The sequence below is a fragment of the Mesorhizobium sp. genome (assembly GCF_965229135.1).
Classification (GTDB): Bacteria; Pseudomonadota; Alphaproteobacteria; order Rhizobiales; family Rhizobiaceae; genus Mesorhizobium.
Map to the genome: position 1 here is coordinate 5723820 of NZ_OZ245860.1, position 23677 is coordinate 5747496.

A 23677-nucleotide genomic window follows, 5' to 3' on the forward strand; every position below is an offset into this window, starting at 1 on the left:
AGGAAGACAATAATGGCAGACGCCTATACCCGCATCGCGGACGCGATCGTTCCGTCCGTCTATGCGCAATACTCGTTCGAGGAGCATGTGCAGTCCCTCGAGATCTATCAGGCCGGAATCCTGTTTTCCGACCCGTCCATCTCCGCGAAACTTTCGATGGGAGGGCGCTCGGTCGACATGCCCGGCTGGAAGGATCTGGGCAACGATCCGTCCGAGCCGGTCAACGACAACCCGGCCGACTCCATCGAAATGAAGAAGGTCGGCGCGCGCCGCGAAGTGGCGGCCCGCAATGTTCGTGCCCAGGCCTGGGGCATTCCCGACCTGACCTCGATCCTGGCCGGCGACGATCCGCAGAAGCTGATCGTGCGCCGCCAGACCGACTACTGGCAGCGCGCCAACAAGCTGACGCTGCTGGGCATCCTCAAGGGCGTGCTGGCCGACAACATTGCCAATGACGGCGGCGACCTGGTGCGCACCACCGGCGCCTCCATCGTCGACACGGACATCATCGAGGCCGCCTACCTGATGGGCGACCGCGCCGACAAGTTCAAGACGATCTGGATGCACTCCAAGCAGATGAAGGCGCTGAAGCTCGCCGACCTCATCGACTATGTCCCGTCCTCGCAGCAGGGCGGGCCGCTGATCCCCTATTACATGGGGCTGCGGGCCGTGGTCGACGACGACATCCCGGTGACGGCGGGCGTCTACACGGCCTTCATGTTCAAGGACAAGGCGATCCTGTGGAACGAGCTTCCGGTCAACACGGAAGGCGGCCCGCTGGAGTTCGACCGTAAGCCGCGCCAGGGCCATGGCGGCGGCGTAACCGAAATGGTCGGCCGCCGGCACTTCGTGCCGCATGTGCCGGGCACCCGCTTCCTCGCCGCGTCGCTTGCCGGCGAGTTCGCCACCGACGCGGAACTGGCGCTGGCGGCGAACTGGGACCGCACGGCGTCGAGCGTCAAGAACATGTCGTTCATCGCGCTGAAGACGACCGAGGCCTGATTTCGAGAGGGGCGGGTGCGAAGAGCGCCCGCTCCTTTCAGGAATACTGGCATTCTCTTTTCAAACCTTGGCACGAGAGATTTCGAAAGGCGGCAGGCGGTCCAGCAACTGTGGATTGCTGTCGCCCACGGATGGTGCAGCCGACTTGTTTGGAAGAGACTGGCGATGAGCTATTCAGCCACTCCGAGATCAGAAAGCACGATCTTTCCCATGCGCCTCGCAGCCACAATTCTGTTCCTGCTTTCCACTGCCGCACCTGCAGTGTCGGGCGAAATTTCCGAACCCGTCAAGGGCGTCAGCCTGACCTATCAAAACAATCTATGGTGGGCCAGGCTCGACCAACAGGACATCTTGCTGTCCTGCATGGCTTCGGCTTGCGGTGGCGATTGTGATGTTGTGCTGACCATGACCCCGACCGGTCTGAGATCGCAGGAGTTCTTCGATCGATTTCGCAACGAGATAAACAAGAATGCTATCGTGAAGGCTTCCATGTCTGGTTTGAATCCCGTTGTCGTCGACAAGCCGGCCATGGTGACGATCGACGGAAAGGAAGTCTCTATCTCCTCGGTCCGTCTAAGTTTTCTGGGCTCACCAACGCGGACGTGGATGATGGTTGAAGAAGCGCCGTTCGGCGTGGTCACGCTCACTTGCAATAGCAGCGAGGGCGACTACGAGATCGCTAGAAAGACGTGGTTGGATTTAGCGAAGAGCATTGTCATTCCGAGGAAGTGACGGTGACTTATTGGGCTGAACAATGCGAAAATGATGAGGCGTTGAAACTATCAGCCTCGCCGCCGGCGAGAGATTGGTAGCCCAAAGCGGCCTTATCTATTGGATCTAAATTTTTTCAGCCGCTTCGCAAGCGGCTTTTTTCATGCCTGGAGAAAATCATGACGTTTGCTCGACCTATATGGACGAGGCGCTGAGCCATGGCCACCACACCGCTCGATATCGCCAACATGGCGCTCGCCGTGCTCGACGAGGCGCCGATCGACAGTCTCGACCAGGACGTCAAGGCCGCCCGGCTGCTCAACCTGCATTTCGACCTGACGCGGGAAGGGGAGCTGACCAGGCATGCCTGGGTGTTCGCCATCCTGTCGGCGTCTGTCACCGGCGCCGATACCGGCGGCGGCGATGGTACGCTGAACTTCGCCTACGAGCTTCCCGCCGACTGCCTGCGTCCCATGCCGCCGACGCACAATGGCGAGCCTGACGGGATTCCGATCTCATGGCGGCAGGAGGCTGGGCTGATCTATTCCGACCAGCCGGGCCCGCTGGCCATCCGCTATGTCGCGAACCTGACCGATCCCAACGATTGGGACGCGCTGTTCACGGAGGTGCTGGTGGCCGCGCTCGCCATCAAGATCGCGCATCCGCTGACCCACAAGTCCGGCATGATCGACGTCGCCCGCGCGGCCTATGACCGGGCGGTCGACGCGGCCTTCACCGCCAATGCCATCCAGCGTGGCGGCCGGTCCTACCCCGCCTCCTGGACAATCCAGCGCGGCGACAACAGGGCATACCGCCGATGACCGCGCTCTATCCGATCCAGGACACGTTCGTTCGCGGCGAGATCTCGCCGCGCCTGCATGCCCGCGCCTCGCTCGACCTTTACCGGGCGGCGTTGGCGAAATGCGAGAATTTCGTCACGCTGCCGCATGGCGGCATCCGCAAGCGCGGCGGCACCTATTTCGTCGGAGAGGTGAAAAACCCGGCGAAGAAGACGCGCGGCGTTCCGTTCATCTTTTCCTCCGAGCAAGCCTATTGCCTGGAGTTCGGCGACCAGTACATCCGCGTTTACGCCTATGGCGCGCGCGTCGGTACGGTGGAGGTGGCGTCGCCCTATCTGGAGGCCGACCTGTTCGACCTCGCCTACGTTCAGTCCGCTGACCAGATGTGGATCACGCACAGGAATTACCCGCCAAAGGTGCTGACGCGCACCGCGCACACGGCATGGACGCTGAGCGACTACGAATTCCTCGACGGACCGTATGACCCGATCAACGACACGGCGACCACGCTGACGCCGGGCGGTACGGGCCATCTGACGCCGCAGATGACCAGCAACACCGCGCCCAGCGGCACCGCTTCCACGGCGAGCGGTACTGCAAGCGCCTATCAGATGTTCGACCGCAACAAAGCGCAGGCGGTTGCCCTGGATGGCGGATCCACCGGATACATCCGCTACCGGAACCCCGGCGGCGCGCAGCGCGTCGTGGACGCCTACTGGCTGACGACGGAGCTGAGGGCGACCAACGCCTACAACTACTTTTCCGCCTGGGAAATCCAGGGTTCGAACGACGGCACCAACTGGGTGACGCTCGACACCCGCACCGCCGAGACAGGATGGGCGAACAGCGAGACGCGCTTCTACGAGTTCGGCAACAAGGCCGCCTTCGAATACTACCAACTGAAATTCTCGGCCGGCGGCGGTGACGACGCAGCTGACACCTATGCAGCCGAACTGGCCTTTCACCTTGCCGCCAGCGACCAGACGCCGTTCGACCTGACGGCATCCTCGATCGTGGGGATCAACGCGAACAGCGGATTCCAGCCGACCGATGTCGGCCGCGCCATCCGGCTTCTGGGCTCGGACGGCGTGTGGCGCTGGGCGAAGATCACCAGTCGCACCAGCGCGACAGTGGTCAAGATCGTGCTCTATGGTCATGCCCTGCCAAATCTCAGCCCGATCACGCGCTGGCGGCTTGGCACATTCGTGCCCGGCAAATATGTCGAAAGCGGATCGCTCTATGAAGAGCGGCTTGCCTTCAGCCGCAGGTTCTCAGTCTATGCTTCGAAGACAGGCGACTTCAACAATTTCGCACTGGGCGAGAAGGATGATGACGCGCTGGAGTTCATCCAGGCCGGCGGCGGGCAGGCCAACGACATCGTCTGGATCGCCGACTCCGACGGCGCCTTGATGATCGGTACAAGCGGCGGCGTGCGGGCGCTGTCGGGCTCCGGCATCGACGAGGCTCTGACGCCGTCGTCGTTCAAGAACCGGCGTTCGCGCACATTCGGCTGCGCCCGCATCCGCCCCGTGGATGCCGGCCAGTCGTTCCTCTACGTCACCCGCAGCCGCAAGGCGATCGCGGAGCTGACGCAGACAACCGCCAACAAGTTCTCTTCCGACGATATCGGGCAGATTTCCGAACACATTCCGAAAAAGGGCGTGGTCGAACTCGCGTTCCAGACCGACCCCGATCCGGTACTGTGGTTTCCGCTCCAGACCGGCGAATTGGGCGGCTATACCCATCAGCCTTCGCAGGATGTGCGCGGCCTGCACCGCCACCGGATCGGCGGCGGCTTTGCCGGCTCGGACTGGGCGATCGTCGAAAGCGCCGTGGTGACGCCCGGACAGAGCGGCGTCGACGACATCTGGCTGTTCGTCAAGCGCACGATCGGCGGAGTCACGCGGCGCTACATCGAGATCATGACGACGCCGTTCGAATATGGTGCGCTGGAAGACGCGTTTCAGGTCGATTGCGGCCTGACCTATGTGGGCGCGGCGGTCAATGTCGTTGGCGGCATAGACCATCTCAACGGGCAGCGCGTCGATGTGCTGGCGGACGGCAAGGTCTACAAGGGCCTCGCCGTTGCCTCCGGCCAGGTGACATTGCCCGGCGGGGCCCAGGCCGGCAAGTGGCAGGTTGGATTGCGTACAGGCTCGGAAGCCAACACGCTGGAACTCGATGTGGGCGGCCGCGACGGCTCCGTCATCGGCCGCCGCAAGAAGGTCGGTAAGGTCATCCTGTCCCTCATGGAGACCGACACGACCGGGCTCGAGGTGCAGTCGCTGATCCGCGGCCGCTGGGAGCCGGTGAGAATGCCCAGTATCGTTGCGCCGGACGGTAAGGCCACCCTGTTCACCGGCAATGTCGACGTCCCCATCGACGACAGCTGGGAGGGGCAGGGCCAGGTGAAAATCCGCCACGCCAACCCGACGCCCTGCACGATCCGCGCGCTAACGCCGGTGTTCGACGCCGAGCCGTAGCTAATCTCCCCCCTCGAGGGGGAGATGTCGCCGAAGGCGACAGAGGGGGGCGGCACGACGGGACGCGACCTCCTCTTTTCGAAAAGAGAAGGCCAGCGCCTCACGCGAGGCGACCCCCTCTGGCCTGCCGGCCATCTCCCCCTCGAGGGGGGAGATTGACGCTCCGGCGCCGCGTTCGCCCAAGCAAATCTTTCTCCGGAATAAGGACATCCCCCATGACATCCCCCTATGCCGAGCACCTCGGCAGGGCGCGGACGGCTGCCGATTTTGCCGCCGTCATCGCCTTGCTGGACACCGACCTTAGCGATGCGATCACGCGCAAGGACCATCTGACCGAAGCCGAGGACCGGGCGGTCTTCGGCGATGGCGACCTGGCCGCCGCGCGTGCGGCGCTTGACGATTGCAACGACGCGATCGCGCTGCTGGAAAAGACAATCGATGTCGCCGGCAAGCGCCGCAAGGAGGCGGCTGCCAGCGAGGCCCGCGCCGATATCACGGCACTCGGCGAGGAGATCGCCGCCAAGGCGGCGGCCCTCGGCGCGCGCTGGCGGTGCGTCCACCGGCTGATCGAGCAGCTGCGCCAGGAACTGTTCGAGGCCGATGCGCTGAACCGCGCGATCACCACCGCCAACGGCCTGTTCGATGCAGCCGGCGTGGCCGAGCTCAAAGTGAACCTGACCGCCACACGCCGCGCCGCCATGGCCGGGCCACGCGCGGCCGCACCCTCCCGGCTCAGCCGTCCGGCCGTTCAGGCCGACAGGCTGCTTCTGTCCTTTCTCAGCCCCGGCGGAGCGCTCGACCCGCGCCCGGCACTGGGCGCGCCTGTCGACGGCGTCAAGACCAAGTTCATTCCAGTTGCAAGCGAGCGAGGCTGACCATGTGCACACTCGCTCTTCTCGGAACGGCTATTTCCGTCGGCGGTGCTCTTATGCAAGGGCAGCAGCAGAAGCAGATGGCCGACTACCAGGCCAAGGCTTACGAGCAGCAGGCGCAGGCCGAAGCGCAATCCGCTGCATTCGAGCAAGGCCAGGAGCGCCGCAAGCAAGACCTGCTGCAGGCGCAGGCGCGTGCCCAGGCCGGTGCATCGGGCGTCGGCATCGCCGGCTCGCCGACCGAGGTGCTGGCGGCCAGTGCCAGGCAGGGGCAGATGGACCTCGACGCGATGCTGTACGGCTCGCGGCTGCGGCAGAACAATGTCTACACCCAAGCCGATATCTCGCGTTTTTCCGGCAAGCAGAAGCTGACGGCAAGCATCTTCGACGCGGGCAGTGCGCTCGTTGGTGGTCTCTCCAGACTCCAAGACCAGCCCAAGGCCGTGACCTTCGGCGGTTCGTCACTCTCGCCCCGGGCGAGCGCGGCGATCTTCCAAGGCTATACGGGGCTCTACTAAATGGTCCACGTCATTCCGCTCTCCATTGCCCAGCGTCGGCTCGATACCGGCAATGCGGTTCAATATTCCAACGGCTCGCCGATCGCCGCGGTCATCCAAGGCTTTGGCGACCGGCTCTCCGCTGTCGCCGAGCGCTACCAGCAGATGAAAGACCAGCAGGAGGCGTTCGACGCCGAACTTGCGCGCCGCCGGTTCAACGGCCGGGTGGCGCAGGCGGAAGACGAGGTTGCGGCGAACGCGCCGGCCGACGGCGCCGGCCTTCACGAAACCATGTACGGCCAGGTCGATCCGCGTACCGGCCTAGTGGTCAAGACCGGCCTGTTCGACACGCTGTTCGATGAGGCGCTGGCGAACATGCCCGCGAGCCAGCGTGCCGCATTCGCAACGCAGCGAGAGCCGACGCGCACGGTTGGCGCGCGGCGCATGGGGATACGGCAGCGCGATCGACGTAATGACTATGAAATGGCGCAGGTCGACACGGTGCTGCAGACCAACGCCATTGCCATCGCGCAGGGCGACCCCGACGACAGCGCGGCATTCGAGGCAAAGCTGCAGGACGGCCTCGACCTGATCGCCAAGATGGGCGCTGACTCGCAGACCAAGCTGCAGGCCATGACGGACTGGTTCGGCGCCACCGCAAAGGCGCGGGTCCAGGCACTCATCGCCAAGGACCCGAAGCGCGCCGCCGAATTGCTGGGTGCTGCGCAAGCGGGGGCGTCAGCAGGTCGCGTCGTTGAGGCGGCCAGTTCTGCGGGCAGCGCCGCTACAGCGGACAAGAGCGCCGACGCTTCCGATGATGTGCCCGCCGGCAACGTTTCTTCCGTCCAACTGAGCGCGCCGAACGGACAGGTAGCCGTTCCGCCAGAAGATAGTCAGGAGGCTTTCCAACAGGTTCCTGGCTTTGCCCCGGCGAATGGCTCTGGGGCTGCGACCTCGAAAGGCGATCGCGTTCAGAACGACAATTCCGCGCCGGCTGATCGGGCAGCCGTCCTGGCTGCTGCTCCTTGGATCGCCGATCTCTCTCCAAACGCCATGCAGGATCTCGGCCTGCAGGCTCAGGCGGTAACGACGGCGCAAATCTTCGACGCGCGCACCAACGTCCAGCTTGCTTACCAGAATGCACCCGCCGACCTCATGTATACCGGCAACTACTTCGGAAAAACGCCGAGCGACCAGGATTTTACAACAGTTTTCGGCACTGAGGAGGGCCGAAATCAATCCGAGAACCTCCGCAGGACCTTCGATGTCGGCCGTCAGGCATTCGAGATGGCTCGAATGCCGAAAGGCGCCATTGAGGCGAAGGTCTTGGAAGCCATGCCCAAGCCAGGCAGTGCGACGCCTGAGCAGGATCATTCGCAGTCTGTGATAACCGCGGCCGCTGCCAAGCAAGTCTTGGAAGCTCGGGCCGCCGCTCCCGCCGATTTTGCCCGCAAAATCGACCCGGCAGCCGACGCTTCATGGAATGCGATATCGAGCGAAGACAGTTATGATCCGGCTGCCTATCAGAAGGCGATTGCCCGTTCTGTCGCCGTGCAGCAGCAGCTTGGCATCAAAAACATCCAGCCGCTGCCGCAGTCTGTCGTCAAGTACCTTGTCGACACCTTGAATGATGAGAACGTGCCGCAACGCGAGCGGGATTCAATCCTGCGTGATCTGTTCGCGGGCACGTCAGATCCGGGTGTTCAGGCAGCCATCGCGTTACAACTGGCCGACGAGAACCAGTCGCGGATTGCGCGAAGCATCGCCGGCAACTCAATTCCGGTGTCCGCAGAGGAACGCGTGAACCGAAATCTGGCGGCTTTCGACGCCCTGCCTGCGTCTCTGAAGCCGCTCGTCGCCCTCAATGACATCGTGCGGCTGATGGCTGACGGAGCAACGCTAGGCTACGCGGACAAATTCGCCGCACACATGAATTCGTTGATCTCGGGGAGCAACTACGAGGAAGAACTCGCGGCTGAGCGTGCGGGAACTCAAAATGCGAGAGATCGATCTGGATCTGCTGGAGCGGCTGCAGAGGCACTTGGCGCGTATCTGACGGGCCGAGGTCTTGGAGAGGCCGGCATTACCCTCAGTGGCAGGTTTGGCACAGCCACAATGAAGGGCTTGTCCGGCCTTCTTGCGCGCACTGGCCTTATGGGTGTTGAGGGGGCGACCTATGGCGCGGTCGAAGCCACGGGCCGTGACGAACCAATCGGCAGCAGAGTAGTTTCCGGCGCGCTGTGGGGTGCCGGCAATCAGTTCTTGAAGGAAGCGTCACCTGCAATTCACGAGCTGCCAGGCTGGCTCGAGGCACGTTCCAGGCCTCTTCGTCGAAAGTGGGAAGTGCACTATAAGAAGGACTGGCCCATAGATCCCGATACAGGCTGGAACATGGATCTTCATCACAAGCGTGCACGGTCTGAAGGCGGGACAGACGACGTGTGGAACTTCGAGCCCCTCAGTAGAGCTGACCATATCAAGCATCACAAGGAGCGGGGCGATTACAAGAGATGGGGCCGTTTGGGCGGCGGCAAGAGAGGGTCAAAGCAGTGACAATAGGTATGGATGATGCAAGTCCTGATCTAAGTAGCGTAAAGCCATTGCCGCCCGGCAATTCGCGGGGCAGTGTGGAATTCAAAGGCGCCCGTCGCAAAGCGCGCGAATATTTGGAATCTCATAGCTGGGTGTCGGATATTAAAGGCGAATACCTTGGATATCGACTTGACGGCGTCATATACGTCTTTCTATTCGAGTTCGTACCTGCCAAGCCGAATGTGCCATCATGGGTGTGGGTGATTGTTGGCGACGTGCCTCCGGCGTATATAGACTGCGATTACGGCAAGACACCTTATCTTGCCTTGGACGGATATATAGGTGCCATGGAAGAGTGGGTTGAAGCTGCGCGAGATGGAAAGTCAGTCGAAGACATCATCCCGGTAAACGTGCCTGCCACGCCTGCCTATGCCGAAATGTTGGGGGGGCGTCTCAAGTTTCTTTACGACAATGTACTCCCGTTGCTTAAAAAATAGCGCGTTGGCTCTCACTACATCGCTTGCAGGGCGATACGTCGTCGCGTCAGCGCTGGCGCTTAGGTAAATCAAAAGCGCTCCATTAGACGCGGCCGCTTTTGGCAATCTCTCTCGGAGATTCGACGCCCAGGTTGGCTCCCCGAACGGCACCCGACGGTTTCTCGTGGCATCACAGCGATAAACCCGGAGTTATGCAACTCGTCCCTAGATCCCAACATCGTAATGGCAGCATATTCCAGAAGGTTCTGCATCCGAATCGTGGCGGAGGGTTTTCTCAATGGGGCAAGTAGGCAGGTTGATTGAGATAGTCGCGAGGCTGTCTGAGTTTGACGAGTACGACACGATTTATGCAGCTGAGCCGTGGACAGAGAATTCGGACGCGATGGTTGCTACCGAGCCAGAATCCGGAGGATTGCCATTGGAAGCCTCCGAAGCGGGTATGGAATATTTCCTTGAGATATTTATCTCTAGAGAATTTATTGAGGGCTGGCTTCCTTCACTGCCGCAAAAACCTAGTCTATCAGAAACCTGCCAGAGGCTTATAGAATACGCTACATATGACGCATAGGAAATGAAATGGAACACAATCCGCGTTATGACGGAAAACCGTTGCTCAAACTTCTAGAATTCTATGTTTTATGGGCGATTGGAGAACTGCCCGAAGAAGTAGATAGATCCCTGAAGGCGATGGCTCCCAAACTGCACGCTCTCTATGGAGGCGATGGACAGTGGCAGGGTGCAATTGCCGCATCAGTTCATTTATCCGAGGAAATACCAGCGGAAATACGCAAGCTATGGGCAAGGAACCTTGAAATTGCTCGCGACAACAACGTAACGCTTTCTCCACAGGAGTTTTCCGAGATGTTCGTCGATGAAAACTTCGGGATTTGAGCGGTTCTTACTGAACTAGGTTCATTCCTCCCGGATCCAGGCGAGGATGCACGCCACCTCCTCCCTAGCGGCCGGCCGCACCGCGGCCCGCCTGATGGCCGAACTGCCCGAAATCGGCATCGTAACCTACGTCAAGGCAAAAGACCGCTCGAAGCAAGCGATTGGATTTCCGGCTAAGGCTACGAGGCGCCCGAGCTGCACGCTGGTCCAAGTGTCAACCTCTCTCCCGGAGCCAGCCATGAAGAACGATGCCAATCCGGACTTAAGCAGCGTTACTCGTCTGCCTCCTGCCAATATCAGTACCGGCGAAGACGACCTTGATTTTGCGCGGATCGAGGCGCGCCAATATCTCGAATTCTACAACTGGGTGTGCACCATCAAAGGCGAGTATCTTGGCTATGGCGCGGAAGGAATAATCTATATTTTCCTTTTTGAAATTTCACCCCGGCAGACCGGATGTCCCAAATGGATATGGTTGATTGTGGGGGATGTTCCTTCGGCGTTTATACCTGGCGACGGTGCTACGACGCCGTACGAGGCGCTGGACGAATATATCGGAGCTATGGAGGAATGGGTTAAGGCCGCGCGCCGGGGGAAGTCGGTAGCAAAGCTGATCCCTGTCAATGTTGATGCCAATCCCGCCAACGCGGAGATGCTGGATGGACGTTCAAATTCCTCGATGAAAAGATCCTGCCGCTACTTCGACGGCAATAGCGCGAACTGCGCGCATATTGACTAACGGCAACTTTAGGTTGTATGAGTTTAGAATCGAAGAAACGCTGCAGGCTGTCCAATGAATGTGGAGGTTTTTCCAATGGGGCGATGGCTCGCCGCCGTAGTGTCTATGGGCACATCATGGCCCAAATCATCGCGAAGGTGAGAGTGATGCCACCTGGAACACGCCTAAACATACACAAGCCGGTGAAGCCCGCATGGAAATCTGCGGCGCCGATGAATTCGATATCGAGAAAATTGTGGAAGTCACTCACAAGATAGATTTGAGTGTTGGCATAGGGGGATTTTATGGGCGCTGGTTTTGCTGCAATGCTTCTGGGTGCGTTGGTTCCGACGTTTTTACTGAGCCGCCTTTTGTTCTGGGCAAGCAGGCGCTGGAATGGAGGCGTGTTGCGCCTTGTTCTGCTGCATCTGATTTCCGGGGTGCTCGCCTGCATCGCGTCGGCCTACGGCAACGCCGATGCCGGAGCGCCGGACTGGTCCTCAATCGCGCCTTACATCGGCGCCCAGTTGATCTGGTTCGTGGTGGATATCGTTCGCGGCCGTCGTCAGCAGAGCCAGCCGGCCGGCTGATCCGGCTGCAAATATTATCGACACGGCCAGAATTTCAGGAAGCCGCTGGAAACGGGAGCCGGACCTGACATCCTCGATCTGGATGAGGACGAGACCTCCTTTGGCGGTGTCGTGGCGGTGATCCGATAAGGCGGAGGCGGCCCAAGCAGGGCCATCGCCTCCGCTCGCGCCAGTATATTGAACCCGACATCTTCAGCCTCGCTTTCGCGGGGCTTTTTTCATGGAGAAAGCCCTTATGGCCCGACCTGCAACCGCCGCCGTTCGCCTGTTGACAGGGGAACGCGAACCCGTGCGCCTGGCGACCACGGCAAACATCGCCCTCCATGGGCTTCAGACCATCGATGGTGTCTCAGTCGATGTCGGTGACCGCGTGCTGGTGAAGGACCAGGCGGACGCCCGCGAGAACGGCATCTATACCGCGAGCGAAGGCGTTTGGTATCGCGCCGCCGACGCCCGGACCGCGCGCACACTGCAGAAGGGCACCACGGTGCATGTGCAGCAGGGCGCGGTGTCGGCGGACTTCGTCTACGCGTTCCAGGCGCTCGACCCGGTGATCGGCGCCGACGCCATCACGATCGCCTTCTATCTGTCGGAGGACACGCTGGGCGACGCCGTGGGCGCAGCCAATGCGGCCGCCGCCAGTGCCGCCGCGGCATTGACCTCCAAGAACGCGGCGGCGACCTCGGCCACCAATGCCGGCACCTCGGCGAGCGCGGCCGCCGGCTCGGCCACGGCGGCGTCCGGTTCCGCCTCCGTGGCGGCGAACTCCGCCACCAATGCCGGCAATTCGGCCAGCGCCGCATCCGGTTCGGCCTCCACGGCGGCGAGCTCGGCCACCAATGCCGGCAGCTCCGCCACCGCCGCCGCGGGCTCGGCCGGCGCCGCGTCCGGCTCCGCCACGGCGGCTGCCACCTCGGCAAGCAACGCCGCAGCCTCGGCCACCAGTGCGGCGACGTCAGCCTCGGCGGCGGCGACCTCGGTGGGGGCGCTGGGCTACACTTTCTCGACGGCCACCACCGACGCCGACCCCGGCAACGGCACGCTGCGGCTGAACAATGCCTCGGCCGCCTTGGCCACGGCCGCCTATGTCGACAATCTCGACGCCAGCGGCGCCACGGTGAGCGGCATTCTCGACACGTTCGACGACAGCACCAACACCATCAAGGGCCAGTTGACCCTGCGCTCCAAGGCGAACGCCGCGATCTCCTACGTCTACAATGTGACCGGATCGGTCGTCGATGGCGCCGGCTTCCGCAAGCTGAGCCTGGCTTTCATAAACGGCGCCGGCGCATTGCCGACGACAGCGAACGGCATCTGGCTGATGTTCGACCGGGCAGGGGATAAGGGCGCGGATGGCCTGGGAAGCGGCGATTTCATCGGGCCGGCATCCTCCGTGACCGACAATATAGTCACCTTCGGCGGCACGACAGGAAAGGCCGGCAAGGATAGTGGCGTGAGAGTGACGGATGTTGTCACAGGCCCCGCATCGTCAATCGGCGACAACTTGGCGACCTTCAATGGTGCGACCGGTAAGGTTGTTAAGGACAGCGGCGTAGCTGTGTCGAGCTTGGCGCCGAAAGCGAACGCTTCATTCACCGGAACGTTCTCACCGCCGACCAACGCTATCGCGCTCAACACCCTTGCGGACAGCGCTGCTCTTTCCGTGCTCGGCCGATCTGCCAATTCCAGCGGCGCGCGCGCTGACATCGCGGCCGGCTCGGACGACACCCTGCTTAGGCGCGCGGCCTCTGCCTTGGGCTTCGGCCAGTTGACGGCGGGCATGGTGCCGGCCGGCCTGCTGACCTATGCCATGCTGGCCCCTGGCGCGATCGCATCAAATTCAGAGTTCCAACTGGGGACGGCGTCAAAGCTCCTCACGGCAGCGGCCCTCAAAAGCACTGTGGCCTACCAGACGCTGACCGACGCAGCCACCATCGCTTGGGACATGTCGCTTGGCAACAACGCCCTCGTAGTCCTTGCCGGCAACCGAGTTCTCGGCAATCCCAGCAATGTCAATCCTCTGTTCGGGTTTGTCCTCAAGGTCACGGCCGCCACCTCCACTCGGACGCTAGACAAGGGCGCTAACTGGGTGATTGCCACTGGCGTGGAAGTCTTCCCAATCAGCATCGCTACCACGGATACCGTCTTCATCGTCGGTTTCGTTGACACCTCAAGCCGCATCATTGTGACAGGCGTTGTGAGAACCTAAGGAGACACACTATGTCGATACTCGTTCGAAAAGATGGTGAGATCTGGGTTGAGTGGCACGAGACAGTGCAGGGCAGCCGCACCGTGACCACCTATACGGCTACCTACGCGGATGGCCGTTCGGCGGAGATGGCCTGTGACCCATACCCCGTTCCGGTGAGCCTAAACGGTGGCATGATCCGGGGATTCTATGATCTCGGTATCTGGAGCCTTGAAGAAATCGAGGCGGTTGGCGGAAAGATTGCCGTGCCATTCACCGTTCCGGAAGGCTACCGCACGGTGGGCAATCCTGCGTACGCCGACGACGGAACCGGGGCGGTTAGCCAGTCGTTCGCCACGGAGGTTATCCCACCACCACCAGAGCCCCCGACCGCTTTGGAGAAGTTGACCGCGCTGCTCGCCAGCTACGAGATGACCTTGGAGGAGCTTAAGGTTGTCCTTGAGCTGAGCGCATAGTGCTGCCGGGTTTGATCCCCCGTTCGGTTGGCTACCGGAAATCTATGCAGCAGCTCATACGGGATGCCATCGGCACGGCTAACCTCCAAATCTGCCTTGATCCCGGCGACGTACGGTCCTTGCCGGCCGCTGGAGGCTCCACCCTTCTTGATACAAGCGGGAATGGTCGGGACTTTCTGATGACCGGCCTAACGCTCAACGGACAGATCGGAAGCGAGCGTGGCGATGTTTTCCTATCCTCGGCAGGTGCGGGAGGTATGAACAAGCTAACTGCCAACGACGCCCTCGTTGACAGCCTTCACCAAACGGCTTGGAACTTCACCTTTTTAACCGTGGAGTTCTATTCGAGCGGCTACGGTGTTGGGTTCAATACGAAGAACGGGGCGGTCAATGCGACCACGGGCGGTCCAGGGGTTACTACCTACATTTCTAATGGAAGTCCTTGGCTACAAATAAATAATGGAAGTAATAGTGATGGATCAGGTAACTTGGTGTCATATCCAGCAAATACATTGGTAATTCGTGCAGACGGTTCAAGATATAACTCAAACACAAGTCGCGACTTTGTGAGTTATTTAAATGGGACCTATAATTCTGCTAACTACACGACCAACTTAGTGCCCGCCACTACGGCAGCTACCCGCAAGATAGCCTATGGCACGGTATCAGATGGCTCCGCGTACATGGCGAGCGGACGGCGGCTCTACGGTCTCGCGCTTTTCAACACGATGCTTACTCAAGCTCAACTAGACGCCATCAGGGCATCCTTTCAGCGGCGTTGGTCGGTCTAGACGCGACGATCCGCAATAAGTATTTACAACGTTTGAGAATCCCGACCAACGATTACTGGCTGGTGTATATGTGTGATACCGTGAACATTCGAACTGCTCAAAATCAGGACTTGGAGGCTATAGCGGAGATAGGGTTTAGAGCTTTCAAGGCAAATTCTCATAGGCGGGAGAAGCTCGATATCTTGATTTCAGATGGTGATGTTCTGGTGGCCGAGATGGGCAAAACGACTGTCGGATACTGTGTCCTAATATTTCGCAAGGGCAGAGCAACGGCGACGCTCGACGCCATCGCTGTTATATCAAGCGAAATGGGGAAAGGCGCAGGCGCAGCGCTTTTGCATGCGGCGGCCGCAGAGGCCGTTTGCAGGGGGTACAGTACGTTGCGCCTCATCGTACGGGCTGACAATGACCGGGCCATCCGTCTTTACAGGAGGGCTGGTTTCCGCCGCTCGCTTCGGCGGAGTCCTCGGCCGGCCGGCTTTCACGACGGCATGCCTATGATCCGAATGCACAAGCGAATAGTTGGGCCTCTTACGGCCTTGAGACTTGGAACTTTAGCATTGGCTAAGTCCCTTCGCCTCTGAGGGGCAACTGGCTATATGCATGATGTGGACCCATTCGCCATCCGTAGGCTCCCGGTCTGACGGGGTCATCCTGGCCGGGGGTCTTCGCCGCCTCGAGATCTTTGCAGGCCTGAAGCGCGGCATAAGCCTCGGCTACGCCGTCGCATATCGTCTCGACATCGAAGTTCATCAGCACCGACTTTGGGGCGACCATACCCAACTATCACATGAAAGGTACACCCTTGAAAACCAGCCCATCCGGGCACGCAGCTATATGTGCCTGGCACCGGACGCGTCTCGCGGCGCATTCTTGCGTCAGGGGCGAAACCACCAACGGCATCTGCCGCGTCGGGTTTCATCAAATTTCCCCAACGCTTGAAATCATCCGCCGCATGACCGTGGCGAATGCAGTCAATCGTTATGTTCTCGGCTTTGCATCCAGGAGCGCAGGCGGTGGAAGCATGGGGCACTGTTCAAATCCCGCATGGCGGAGATCACGAACAGGATGATGAAAAGAACGACCAGCGCCGTCACTCCTCCGTCCACGAAACCCATCTGAACTCCTCTTGCATCCGCAAGGGCAACGCGCGGGTCCACGACAAAGTTTCAGGACCGGCTGTAATGTCGGTGCAAAGGGCCGGAAGCGGATTTGTGCTGGCTTGCATTGAGAGGGGGCTTGATATGGCTGGCGCTACCTGAAAATCGGCTTCGACGCGGCAAGGGTAGGCGATTGTCGCGAGTTCCGCGCCCGATAGGCGTTCTTCTGGCGCCGAGTGCGGGCTGAATGCTATCTCTGGATTTTCGCGATCCGGAACAGTACAGGCTGGCCATGACAGAATTTCCAACCGCCAGGGTTTTTGTCCGCGTGTGCCACGTCAAGCGAGGCTACGAGGACCGAGAGCGCCACATCACCTCAGGCTTCGCGCGGCATGGCATTCCGGTAAACTGGTTCCTGGACTGGGACATCTCCGACATTTCCGCTGAAGAAAAAGCGCGGCGTGTCGATTCCGAGAAGTTGCTGCCGGCCGAGATTTCATGCGCGATGAAGCATATCGGCGTTTGGCAGGAGTTCCTGGCCAGCGGCTATCCGTATTGCCTGGTTTTCGAGGACGATGTCATTCTGTCCAATCGCTTTTCCCGGAAATTCAACGAGGGCCTGGCCGAATTCGCTGATCCGGACCGGAATGCCGTCGTCTATCTCGGCAATGGCGGAAATTACTACACGGCACTGTGGCGATTGAAGAAGGGCAGGCACCTGTATCCCGCGCCACACTGCCGCAACACGGATTCATACCTGATCACGCGGCGCGTCGCGGAAGCGCGGTGTGCCTGGTTCGCGGCCAACAAGATCACCTTGCCGATCGACCATCAGATCGATCGTATCGATGCCCAAAATGGGGTCGAGGTTCTGTGGTTCGAACGCCCGATTGTCGAACAGGGCACGCAGAACGGGACGTTCTCGACCTCGATCATCGGTCGAAAGTCGCGCGCGCGCATCTATCAGCGCCTGGAATGGAACTGGAAGAAATACCGGCGCCAGTTGTTTGGCTACACCTCCAGGCCCCATCGTTAGCGGGTTATCTTTCTAGGCGTTACGTTTGCCGGGGATCCGGGTCCTGAAACGGCAAGCTTCGCCGCATGGCATTGATCGGAAATGCCGGATCGGTCCATGGGTGCTCTCCATCCGTGGGGACGCGCGTGCGGGCGAACACACGCCGCTGCTTCGTTCCATGCAGGCGCTCCGCTGGCCGGTCAAATCTCCATGGCCGCGTCGCGCGCCGCGGCTGTTTGGCCAGATTCGCAACTCCTGATCATCATCAGAAAGGAAAGCCCATGCAGACCAGCCCATCCGGGCGGGCCGCTATCGCTCGTCGCGAAGGAAACAAGCTCGTCGCCTATCTTGACAGCGTGGGCGTCTGGACGATTGGCGTTGGCCATACTTCGGCTGCCGGGCCGCCCGAGGTCAAACAAGGCCTGACGATCACCGCCGCGCAATCCGACCAGATCCTGTCTCGCGATCTGGCAAGCGTTGAAGCGTCTGTCACCTCGATGGTTGTTGTGCCGCTCAACCAGAACGAATTCGATGCGCTGGTTTCGTTGGTGTTCAACATCGGCGCGGGCGCCTTCAGGCGCTCGTCTGTCCTGAAAAACCTCAATGCCGGGAACCGGCCCGGCGCCGCGGATGCGATGCTGGCCTGGAACAAGGGCACGTTCGCGGGCAAGAAGGTCGTCTTGAAGGGTCTTGCCAGCCGCCGGCGGGATGAGCGCGCCCAGTTCCTCAAAGCGGCCTTGGCAGCCGCTCCGCAGCACTCCGCGGTCGAAACATCCACAGCCGGCACTTCCGAGCCACCAGCCGAAACCGTGCCTGGTGCCCGCAAGAGTGCGGGCAAGCCGGCCGCCGCCGTCGGCGTCGTCATCATCATTGCCGCAACCTTCGCCAACTGGTGGCACGAGCTTACCGCCTGGTTTCACTCCTTTTTCTGAAAGGCAACGCACATGCTGTCCGTTATCATCCGCATCGGCCTTCGCTACGGCGCGGGCATCCTCGTGGCGCGTGGCATTATCGGGGCCGACGACGCATCGGCCTTCTCGGTCGACCCGGATATCCAGATGGCCGTCGAAACGGGGCTAGGGCTGGCGATGGCTGGCTTGTCGGAGGGCTGGTACTGGGCGGCCCACAGGTTCGGGTGGGCGAAATGAAGGAAGTCTTCACCGCCTGCATCAACGAGGCCTTGCCCTACGCAATTGGCGGCGCAATCGGCTTTGTCGTCGGTGCCATCGTCGGATGGCTGCTATGACCGGGGTTCTCGCCTTCCTGCTCGGCAGTCCAACCATCCTCGCAATCGGGGCTGCGATCATCGGGGCGCTTGGTTTCGGCTTCAAACAGAGGCTGGCCGGCGTCAAGGCCGAACGGGCCAAGCAGGCGACGGCGGAAGCCGTGGCGCGCGACATTGCCGACCAGGTCCAGAACGACATCGGGGCATTGCCTGCCGATCAAGCCCGAAGGGAGCTGAAATCATGGGCAAGGGACTGAGAATGCTGCCGGTCGCGATGTTGATCGCGCTCGGCGGTTGCTCCACGACCAAAGGCGGTTTTTGCTCGATCTCGAGCCCGCTTCGGCTTTCTTCCTCTGCCGTGGATACACTGTCCGACGCCGAGGTGAAGGCGGTACTCGGGCACAACCGCAAGGGACGAATGTTGTGCGGGTGGGCGCCATGATGCACGAGTTTCTCGACGCGCTCGGCATCAAGGCGCCGGTAGTGGTCGCCGGTCTTTCCGGCGGCATCCTGAGGGCCTTGTCGCGCCATCGCTACAAGCTGCGCGAAATGGTGGCGTCGCCGATCTGCGGCGCGCTGGCGGCAGCCTATCTGACGCTGCCCGTCGTGCAGTATTTCCGCGCCACGGGCCTGCCGCTCGCCGACGACGACACCACGACGCTGGCCGCCGCTTTCCTTATCGGTGTGTCGGCGATGTGGATTTCCGACATCTTGTTCGAGGTGATCGTGCGCAGGTTCAAGCCGGGACCCGAAGGCAAATAGGCCTCTAGGCGGCCTTTCATCCGCTATTTCACGCAAAACCTACGCGATACCGGTTGGCGTAGGACTTATTTCGGCGCCTTCCGGTTTCCTTTCGTGGTGGCCGGCCTTACTTTCGATTCCACACTGCCGTTTGGCTCGTGCAGATGCGAATGTGCCAGCATCGTCTTCAACTGGCCCTTGATCCTGTCGTGCAGGCCGGGCTTGTCGACGCCTGCCGGTTGGATGCCTTTCTCGACGTCGGCGGCCATGCGTTCCAGCAGGTCGGTGTCGTGCTCGTCGCGATAGGGTTTCAGGTCGAGATCGGCAGGCACCTTGGTCAGCCGTTCGTCGTCCATCTTCTTCACGTAATTCTGCATGAAGCGGTCATACTCGCGCCAGGAGATGCCGGCCGCCCGCACCGCGGCTTCCTCGGCCCGCGTGGCGATCTGATGGGCGTGCAGATAGTGCAGGTCCAACTGGTCGATCAGCGTCTTCTCGACCTCCTCGTGCAACAGCAGGAAGCGGTCGGTGTTGATCGTGCGGCCCTTGTATTGCCATTCGCTTGGCATATGCCGGTCGATATAGATCGTCTTGCCGTCCTTGGAATAGCCGGCCAGGTAGGGGATGTCGTGCTCGCGGTCGAGGTTCTTGACCTTGCGCGCCACGGCGTCGAGCGCCCGGTCCATCATCAAGCTCGACACGTACCAATTGGGAATGCGCAGTTTCTTGTGTGGTGCAGTCGGGTGGCAATAGTCGAACGCCATGGGTTTCTCCCCCTCTTGAATCGACGGAATGATAGTGCGCCCCTTCAAGGCGGCATCCAACTCGCAACTGCGTGACTTCGCCCCTGGCGGCTGGCGGCCGTTGAATGGCGGCATGTGCAGCATGTCTCTCAAGGCGCCGTATCAGCATCAACCAGCCTGGCGGCAACACCCGCAAGCGGCAGGCACAGTAATTGTCTCAGCCCGTTGTTCGGGAAAATCTTCAGGCCCGCTCCGGTTCGCCGGGCGGGCCTTTTTTGCGTTTCGGCGAAACGGAAAATGCTCTTGGCCGGCATAGATCCGGCTCCAGGCTCACGTCAGAATATTCACCGCGCGGGCGGCAACGAGAGCAATCGTCAGCAGCGAGATCATCGCCTCGGCCATCATCAACAGCTTGGCGCGTGGGGAAAGCGGCATGGTGTCGGTTGGGGAAAAAGCCGTGGCATTGGTGAAGGCGAGGAACACATAGTCGATGAAGCCCGGCAGCCAGTTGCGCAGGTCGCTGTCGTTCAGCGTCATTTGCGGAAACAGGAAATCGGACTGGGCGCGCTTGACCAGACCGCAGGTCGGCGGGCCGCCGCGGTCGGTGCTCCAGAACCACAGCGCGAAGACGATGACATTGGTGACCCAGATGTTGAGGGCATCGACGAGAAGGGTGGTTCCGCCGCCGGCGTGACCCGCCAGAAGAGCGCGCACCAAGAGGAACAGCGAACCGCAATTCATGATGCTGATGACGCCGGTCATGACAAGGGCCGCCCTGCGGATCAACACACGAAACTCGCCGATCGAGTGCCATTGATGATCCTGGGCGGCTTTCCTGGCCTCGGCCTGTGTCCAGGCCGTCGCCACCGACAAGGGTATCAGCAGGGCCGTTTCGAGTGCCGGCGCCAGCCAGCGCGGACCGAAGGACAGATCGTTGATGACCAGAAGCTGCAGGCAGATGATCACGAGCACGGCCGCGCGCGCCAGCCAGAAGTCGAGGGCACGATGATGGATGACGGCATGCTGGCTCATCGCAAAGTCCTGTCAATGGATAAATCTTGATGAAGGGTATCTTGAAGGCGGCGTGGGTCGATATCGATCAGACGTAGGCGAAGCCTGCCGCGACGAGGCCCAATGCGCCCAGGATCAGCGACCCGATCCACGGCCACCGCTTGCCGTGCATGATGATAGACAGCGTCGCCACGGCAATGGAGATGTGCAACACCGTCACGGCAAAGGTCAGGACGTGGTGCCGCCCGGCGCGGATCTCGCTGTCGCGCAACTTCTCGTCGACCTGTTTCTCATAGTCCTGCGCCTTGGCCTGTATGTCGGCGCTGTCGGCCTCGTTGCGCTTGGCGCCGGCCTGAAATTGCGCGGCGGCTGGCCCGCCCATGGCGGCGGCGATCTCATAACTGTTCTTCTTGATGCTCTTGGCCTCGAAGAAGCTCCACTGGTCGCTCGCCTTGTTCTGCAGGTAGGCGGCTTCGCTCTTGTCGTTGATGGTCTCGGCGGTCTCCAGCGATTCAAAGCTGCCGACGGTCGCCGCCAGAACGGCCAGGACCGCTATGGTGACCGAGACAGTGGTGATGAACGGGTTGCCTTCACGCTCGGCGTGTTCGGCATGCTCGGCGTTTTCGAGATGCTCCTGGGTGGCGTCTTCCATTGCCATTTTGTTTGCCTGGATTCGAGGTAAGGGGCGTCGCGTGGCAATCTCCGCTGCAATCTTGGTTTTGCAATGGTGGCGTCATTATACATTTCCGTAAGGTTTGGGCGGTGCCGGAGGCGGCAATTCCTGCCACGCGAGGAGAAACGGTAGCTTGACCGCGGGGCGAGGGCGCCTGGCTGTGCGGTGGGACAGCACGCGACTGGCAGCAAGCGATCCCGGGCTGTTGTTCCCCCGCTGGCTCCGGCCGCAAGTCTATGCCATAGGCACAGGCCTAACCCGCCCGGTATGATCCAAACGCGACATGAAATCGAAGACCCTATGAATAAGTGGTTGCCGGCAAACGCGCCCGTTACGCAAGACAGACATTCCGTATCGACCCTGTCGGTCCTGTCGCGTCATCCTGCCTATGCTCTGTCGCTTCTGTGCGCGATGCAGATCATCTTCTGGACTGCGTTGCCGGCGCTGGTGGCGGTTGCGCCGCCCGGCGATGTCGTCGAAGGGTTCATGTGGGGACGCGAGTGGGTTCTCCTGACCTACAAGCATCCGCAGCTTCCCGCATGGCTGCTCGAAACCGCCCATCTCCTGACGGGCTCATTCCGATGGCCGCAATATCTCTTGAGCCAGTTGGTTGTTACGTCGACCTTCATATTCGTCTATCTACTGGGCCGCGACATCCTCGGCGGCAGGCGCGCGCTGGCCGCCGTCCTGTTGATGCCGTCGATCTATTTCTTTGGCTGGCCAACGCCGCAATTCAATCACGACTATGCCCAGATGCCGTTCTGGGCAGCCATTTGCTGGCTGCTGTGGCGCAGCGTTTCCAGAAACGGGCCGGGCTGGTGGCTTGCGCTGGGGCTGGTCGCCGGCGTCGGCATCTACGCCAAATTCTCCACCGGCCTGCTGCTCGTGTTCGGCGGACTATGGATTCTGTATGACCCGCGCGCGCGTAGCCGGCTTGCGACACCATGGCCGTGGCTCGCACTTGCGGTGTTCCTGGCTGTCATTACCCCGGTCACCATCGCGCTTATCCGCATGGACTTCTTGCCCTTCTCCTATGTCGCAAATCGGGATTCATGGGTGATGGCAAACCGGGCGCGCCTCTATTACATCGGCGTTCAATGTTCGGCGCTTATCGGCTTTTTTGTCGTGCTCGCGATATCGGGCCTGTTCCGTCGAGGGGCGGCACCGGACACCGAGCCGGAGCGCGAGCCACCTGTCGAACGCCGTGCGCTATTGTATGTGCTCTGGATGGGGCTCGGCCCGGCGATCATCGTCATGATCGCCTCGCTGTTTTCCGGCATCGGCGAGGCCTGGGGCGCGCCGATGTACAATCTTGTGGGCGTGGTTGCGCTTGCTCTTCTCGGCCAGAGGCTCGGCAGCCGGGAGATGCGCGCGCTGATGATCTGCTCGGCCGCTTGCATCGTCGTTGTGTCCAGCGCCTATGCGGGAATCCGCTGGTCCAGTTGCAACCTGTTCGGTCACATGCAGCCTGTCTGCTGGCCTTCGCAAGCGATTGCAGACGAGGCGGAAGCCTATTGGCATGAAAAGGTGCAGGCACCGCTCGGCATCGTCGGCGGCGAGACCGGCGTGGCCATGGTCGCGGGCCTGAAAGCTTACGACAAGCCGTCGATCTTCACCGATCTCGACATGCAGTTCGCCCCTTGGATCACGCCGCAGCGATTGCAGGAACAGGGCATGCTGATCGTCTGGCAAGGAACAGGTGCGCCACCGGCGCAGGTCCAGGCGTGGGTAAAGGATCTTCCGGTCAAGACCGTTCTTTTCAACTGGTCGCTCAAGGCCCCGCCCGTGCCGGTGAGCTTCGTGGCCGTCCCACCGGGAACGCCCGACCTGCCGGTTGCGGCAAGCCAGGGAAAATGACGAATTGCCGGGCTGGCCGCGCGACCACCGATCACATTCCGCAATAGCGGCCGCTGACTACAGGTAACTGGTATTCGTCCCGCGATGCAATTGGCCGTCCCAGGCAAGATTTTCGCATTCTCCGTGAACCATTCCGTCTCGATGCGCGACACATCATCGTAGACGCAAACACATCATCGGAGAGTTCATATGACCACAATCCTGCGAAACACACTTCTCGCCGTTGTCGCAATATCCGCGATGGCCGGGTCCGCCCTTGCCGAT

At 61.0% G+C, this 23677-nt stretch carries 28 protein-coding genes; 23 read left to right on the top strand and 5 right to left on the bottom strand.

Going from position 1 to position 23677, the window contains the following annotated elements; genetic code table 11:
* Positions 1 to 12: 12 nt before the first annotated feature.
* The 16 genes from ACO07C_RS27600 to ACO07C_RS27675 all read left to right on the top strand — a co-directional run bounded on the left by ACO07C_RS27600 (position 13) and on the right by ACO07C_RS27675 (position 15632).
* On the top strand, positions 13 to 1002 hold the full coding sequence (locus ACO07C_RS27600; protein ID WP_421917369.1) for a Coat protein: 990 nt from the start codon (positions 13 to 15) through the stop codon (positions 1000 to 1002).
* Between the two features lie 165 nt (positions 1003 to 1167).
* Positions 1168 to 1734, top strand: coding sequence for a hypothetical protein (locus ACO07C_RS27605; protein ID WP_421917371.1), 567 nt, complete (start codon positions 1168 to 1170; stop codon positions 1732 to 1734).
* A 197-nt stretch (positions 1735 to 1931) separates the two neighbouring features.
* On the top strand, positions 1932 to 2534 hold the full coding sequence (locus ACO07C_RS27610) for a hypothetical protein (RefSeq protein ID WP_421917372.1): 603 nt from the start codon (positions 1932 to 1934) through the stop codon (positions 2532 to 2534).
* Entirely contained in the window at positions 2531 to 4996 is a 2466-nt protein-coding gene (locus ACO07C_RS27615; protein WP_421917373.1) for a hypothetical protein, read from the top strand. Before ACO07C_RS27610 ends, ACO07C_RS27615 begins: the two co-directional genes overlap by 4 nt.
* A 215-nt stretch (positions 4997 to 5211) precedes the next feature.
* Positions 5212 to 5871, top strand: a complete 660-nt coding sequence (locus tag ACO07C_RS27620) for a hypothetical protein (RefSeq protein WP_421917374.1) — start codon at positions 5212 to 5214, stop codon at positions 5869 to 5871.
* A 77-nt stretch (positions 5872 to 5948) separates the two neighbouring features.
* On the top strand, positions 5949 to 6386 hold the full coding sequence (locus ACO07C_RS27625) for a hypothetical protein (RefSeq protein ID WP_421917376.1): 438 nt from the start codon (positions 5949 to 5951) through the stop codon (positions 6384 to 6386).
* Positions 6387 to 8918 (top strand): HNH endonuclease signature motif containing protein, encoded by a 2532-nt coding sequence (locus ACO07C_RS27630; RefSeq protein ID WP_421917378.1) that lies wholly within the window; start codon positions 6387 to 6389, stop codon positions 8916 to 8918.
* Positions 8919 to 8926: 8 nt separating this feature from the next.
* Entirely contained in the window at positions 8927 to 9394 is a 468-nt protein-coding gene (locus tag ACO07C_RS27635) for a hypothetical protein (protein WP_421917380.1), read from the top strand.
* 131 nt (positions 9395 to 9525) lie between these two features.
* On the top strand, positions 9526 to 9684 hold the full coding sequence (locus tag ACO07C_RS27640) for an HNH endonuclease (protein ID WP_421917381.1): 159 nt from the start codon (positions 9526 to 9528) through the stop codon (positions 9682 to 9684).
* A gap of 286 nt (positions 9685 to 9970) precedes the next feature.
* Positions 9971 to 10285, top strand: a complete 315-nt coding sequence (locus ACO07C_RS27645; protein WP_421917382.1) for a hypothetical protein — start codon at positions 9971 to 9973, stop codon at positions 10283 to 10285.
* Between the two features lie 94 nt (positions 10286 to 10379).
* Positions 10380 to 11024 carry a hypothetical protein gene (locus tag ACO07C_RS27650; RefSeq protein ID WP_421917384.1) on the top strand — a complete coding sequence of 215 codons (645 nt, stop codon included), beginning with the start codon at positions 10380 to 10382 and terminating at the stop codon, positions 11022 to 11024.
* A 284-nt stretch (positions 11025 to 11308) separates the two neighbouring features.
* A complete protein-coding gene (locus ACO07C_RS27655) occupies positions 11309 to 11593 on the top strand; it encodes a hypothetical protein (RefSeq protein ID WP_421917385.1) in 285 nt (94 codons plus the stop codon).
* Between the two features lie 235 nt (positions 11594 to 11828).
* A complete protein-coding gene (locus ACO07C_RS27660; RefSeq protein ID WP_421917386.1) occupies positions 11829 to 13802 on the top strand; it encodes a hypothetical protein in 1974 nt (657 codons plus the stop codon).
* A gap of 11 nt (positions 13803 to 13813) precedes the next feature.
* Positions 13814 to 14257 carry a hypothetical protein gene (locus ACO07C_RS27665; RefSeq protein ID WP_421917387.1) on the top strand — a complete coding sequence of 148 codons (444 nt, stop codon included), beginning with the start codon at positions 13814 to 13816 and terminating at the stop codon, positions 14255 to 14257.
* A 179-nt stretch (positions 14258 to 14436) separates the two neighbouring features.
* On the top strand, positions 14437 to 15048 hold the full coding sequence (locus ACO07C_RS27670) for a hypothetical protein (protein WP_421917388.1): 612 nt from the start codon (positions 14437 to 14439) through the stop codon (positions 15046 to 15048).
* Positions 15049 to 15116: 68 nt separating this feature from the next.
* Positions 15117 to 15632 carry a GNAT family N-acetyltransferase gene (locus ACO07C_RS27675; RefSeq protein ID WP_421917390.1) on the top strand — a complete coding sequence of 172 codons (516 nt, stop codon included), beginning with the start codon at positions 15117 to 15119 and terminating at the stop codon, positions 15630 to 15632.
* Positions 15633 to 16022: 390 nt separating this feature from the next.
* On the opposite strand, the gene ACO07C_RS27680 is transcribed toward ACO07C_RS27675, so the two are convergent.
* Positions 16023 to 16166: a hypothetical protein gene (locus ACO07C_RS27680; RefSeq protein WP_421917391.1), complete on the bottom strand. Its 144-nt coding sequence runs from the start codon at positions 16164 to 16166 to the stop codon at positions 16023 to 16025.
* A 274-nt stretch (positions 16167 to 16440) separates the two neighbouring features.
* Here ACO07C_RS27680 and ACO07C_RS27685 point away from each other — a divergent pair, with 274 nt between their 5' ends.
* The 6 genes from ACO07C_RS27685 to ACO07C_RS27710 all read left to right on the top strand — a co-directional run bounded on the left by ACO07C_RS27685 (position 16441) and on the right by ACO07C_RS27710 (position 19150).
* Positions 16441 to 17184 (top strand): glycosyltransferase family 25 protein, encoded by a 744-nt coding sequence (locus ACO07C_RS27685; RefSeq protein WP_421917393.1) that lies wholly within the window; start codon positions 16441 to 16443, stop codon positions 17182 to 17184.
* Between the two features lie 260 nt (positions 17185 to 17444).
* Positions 17445 to 18095 (top strand): lysozyme, encoded by a 651-nt coding sequence (locus ACO07C_RS27690; protein WP_421917394.1) that lies wholly within the window; start codon positions 17445 to 17447, stop codon positions 18093 to 18095.
* A 12-nt stretch (positions 18096 to 18107) separates the two neighbouring features.
* Positions 18108 to 18311 (top strand): hypothetical protein, encoded by a 204-nt coding sequence (locus ACO07C_RS27695; protein WP_421917396.1) that lies wholly within the window; start codon positions 18108 to 18110, stop codon positions 18309 to 18311.
* 94 nt (positions 18312 to 18405) lie between these two features.
* Positions 18406 to 18645 (top strand): ABC transporter permease, encoded by a 240-nt coding sequence (locus ACO07C_RS27700; RefSeq protein ID WP_421917398.1) that lies wholly within the window; start codon positions 18406 to 18408, stop codon positions 18643 to 18645.
* Complete coding sequence (locus tag ACO07C_RS27705; RefSeq protein WP_421917399.1) at positions 18630 to 18830, top strand: hypothetical protein; 201 nt, start codon at positions 18630 to 18632, stop codon at positions 18828 to 18830. The genes ACO07C_RS27700 and ACO07C_RS27705 overlap by 16 nt, the downstream gene beginning before the upstream one ends.
* Complete coding sequence (locus ACO07C_RS27710; RefSeq protein ID WP_421917617.1) at positions 18830 to 19150, top strand: hypothetical protein; 321 nt, start codon at positions 18830 to 18832, stop codon at positions 19148 to 19150. Before ACO07C_RS27705 ends, ACO07C_RS27710 begins: the two co-directional genes overlap by 1 nt.
* A 65-nt stretch (positions 19151 to 19215) precedes the next feature.
* Here ACO07C_RS27710 and ACO07C_RS27715 read toward each other — a convergent pair whose 3' ends face one another.
* The 4 genes from ACO07C_RS27715 to ACO07C_RS27730 form a co-directional block, all read right to left on the bottom strand.
* A complete protein-coding gene (locus ACO07C_RS27715; RefSeq protein WP_421917400.1) occupies positions 19216 to 19893 on the bottom strand; it encodes a hypothetical protein in 678 nt (225 codons plus the stop codon).
* A 128-nt stretch (positions 19894 to 20021) separates the two neighbouring features.
* Positions 20022 to 20186 (bottom strand): hypothetical protein, encoded by a 165-nt coding sequence (locus ACO07C_RS27720; RefSeq protein WP_421917401.1) that lies wholly within the window; start codon positions 20184 to 20186, stop codon positions 20022 to 20024.
* Between the two features lie 16 nt (positions 20187 to 20202).
* Positions 20203 to 20904, bottom strand: a complete 702-nt coding sequence (locus ACO07C_RS27725; protein ID WP_421917402.1) for a hypothetical protein — start codon at positions 20902 to 20904, stop codon at positions 20203 to 20205.
* 67 nt (positions 20905 to 20971) lie between these two features.
* The gene (locus tag ACO07C_RS27730) at positions 20972 to 21541 is read right to left on the bottom strand and encodes a DUF4337 family protein (protein ID WP_421917403.1); all 570 of its coding nucleotides are present in this window, start codon (positions 21539 to 21541) and stop codon (positions 20972 to 20974) included.
* 315 nt (positions 21542 to 21856) lie between these two features.
* Here ACO07C_RS27730 and ACO07C_RS27735 point away from each other — a divergent pair, with 315 nt between their 5' ends.
* Positions 21857 to 23413, top strand: coding sequence for a glycosyltransferase family 39 protein (locus tag ACO07C_RS27735; RefSeq protein WP_421917404.1), 1557 nt, complete (start codon positions 21857 to 21859; stop codon positions 23411 to 23413).
* Positions 23414 to 23677 lie beyond the last annotated feature (264 nt).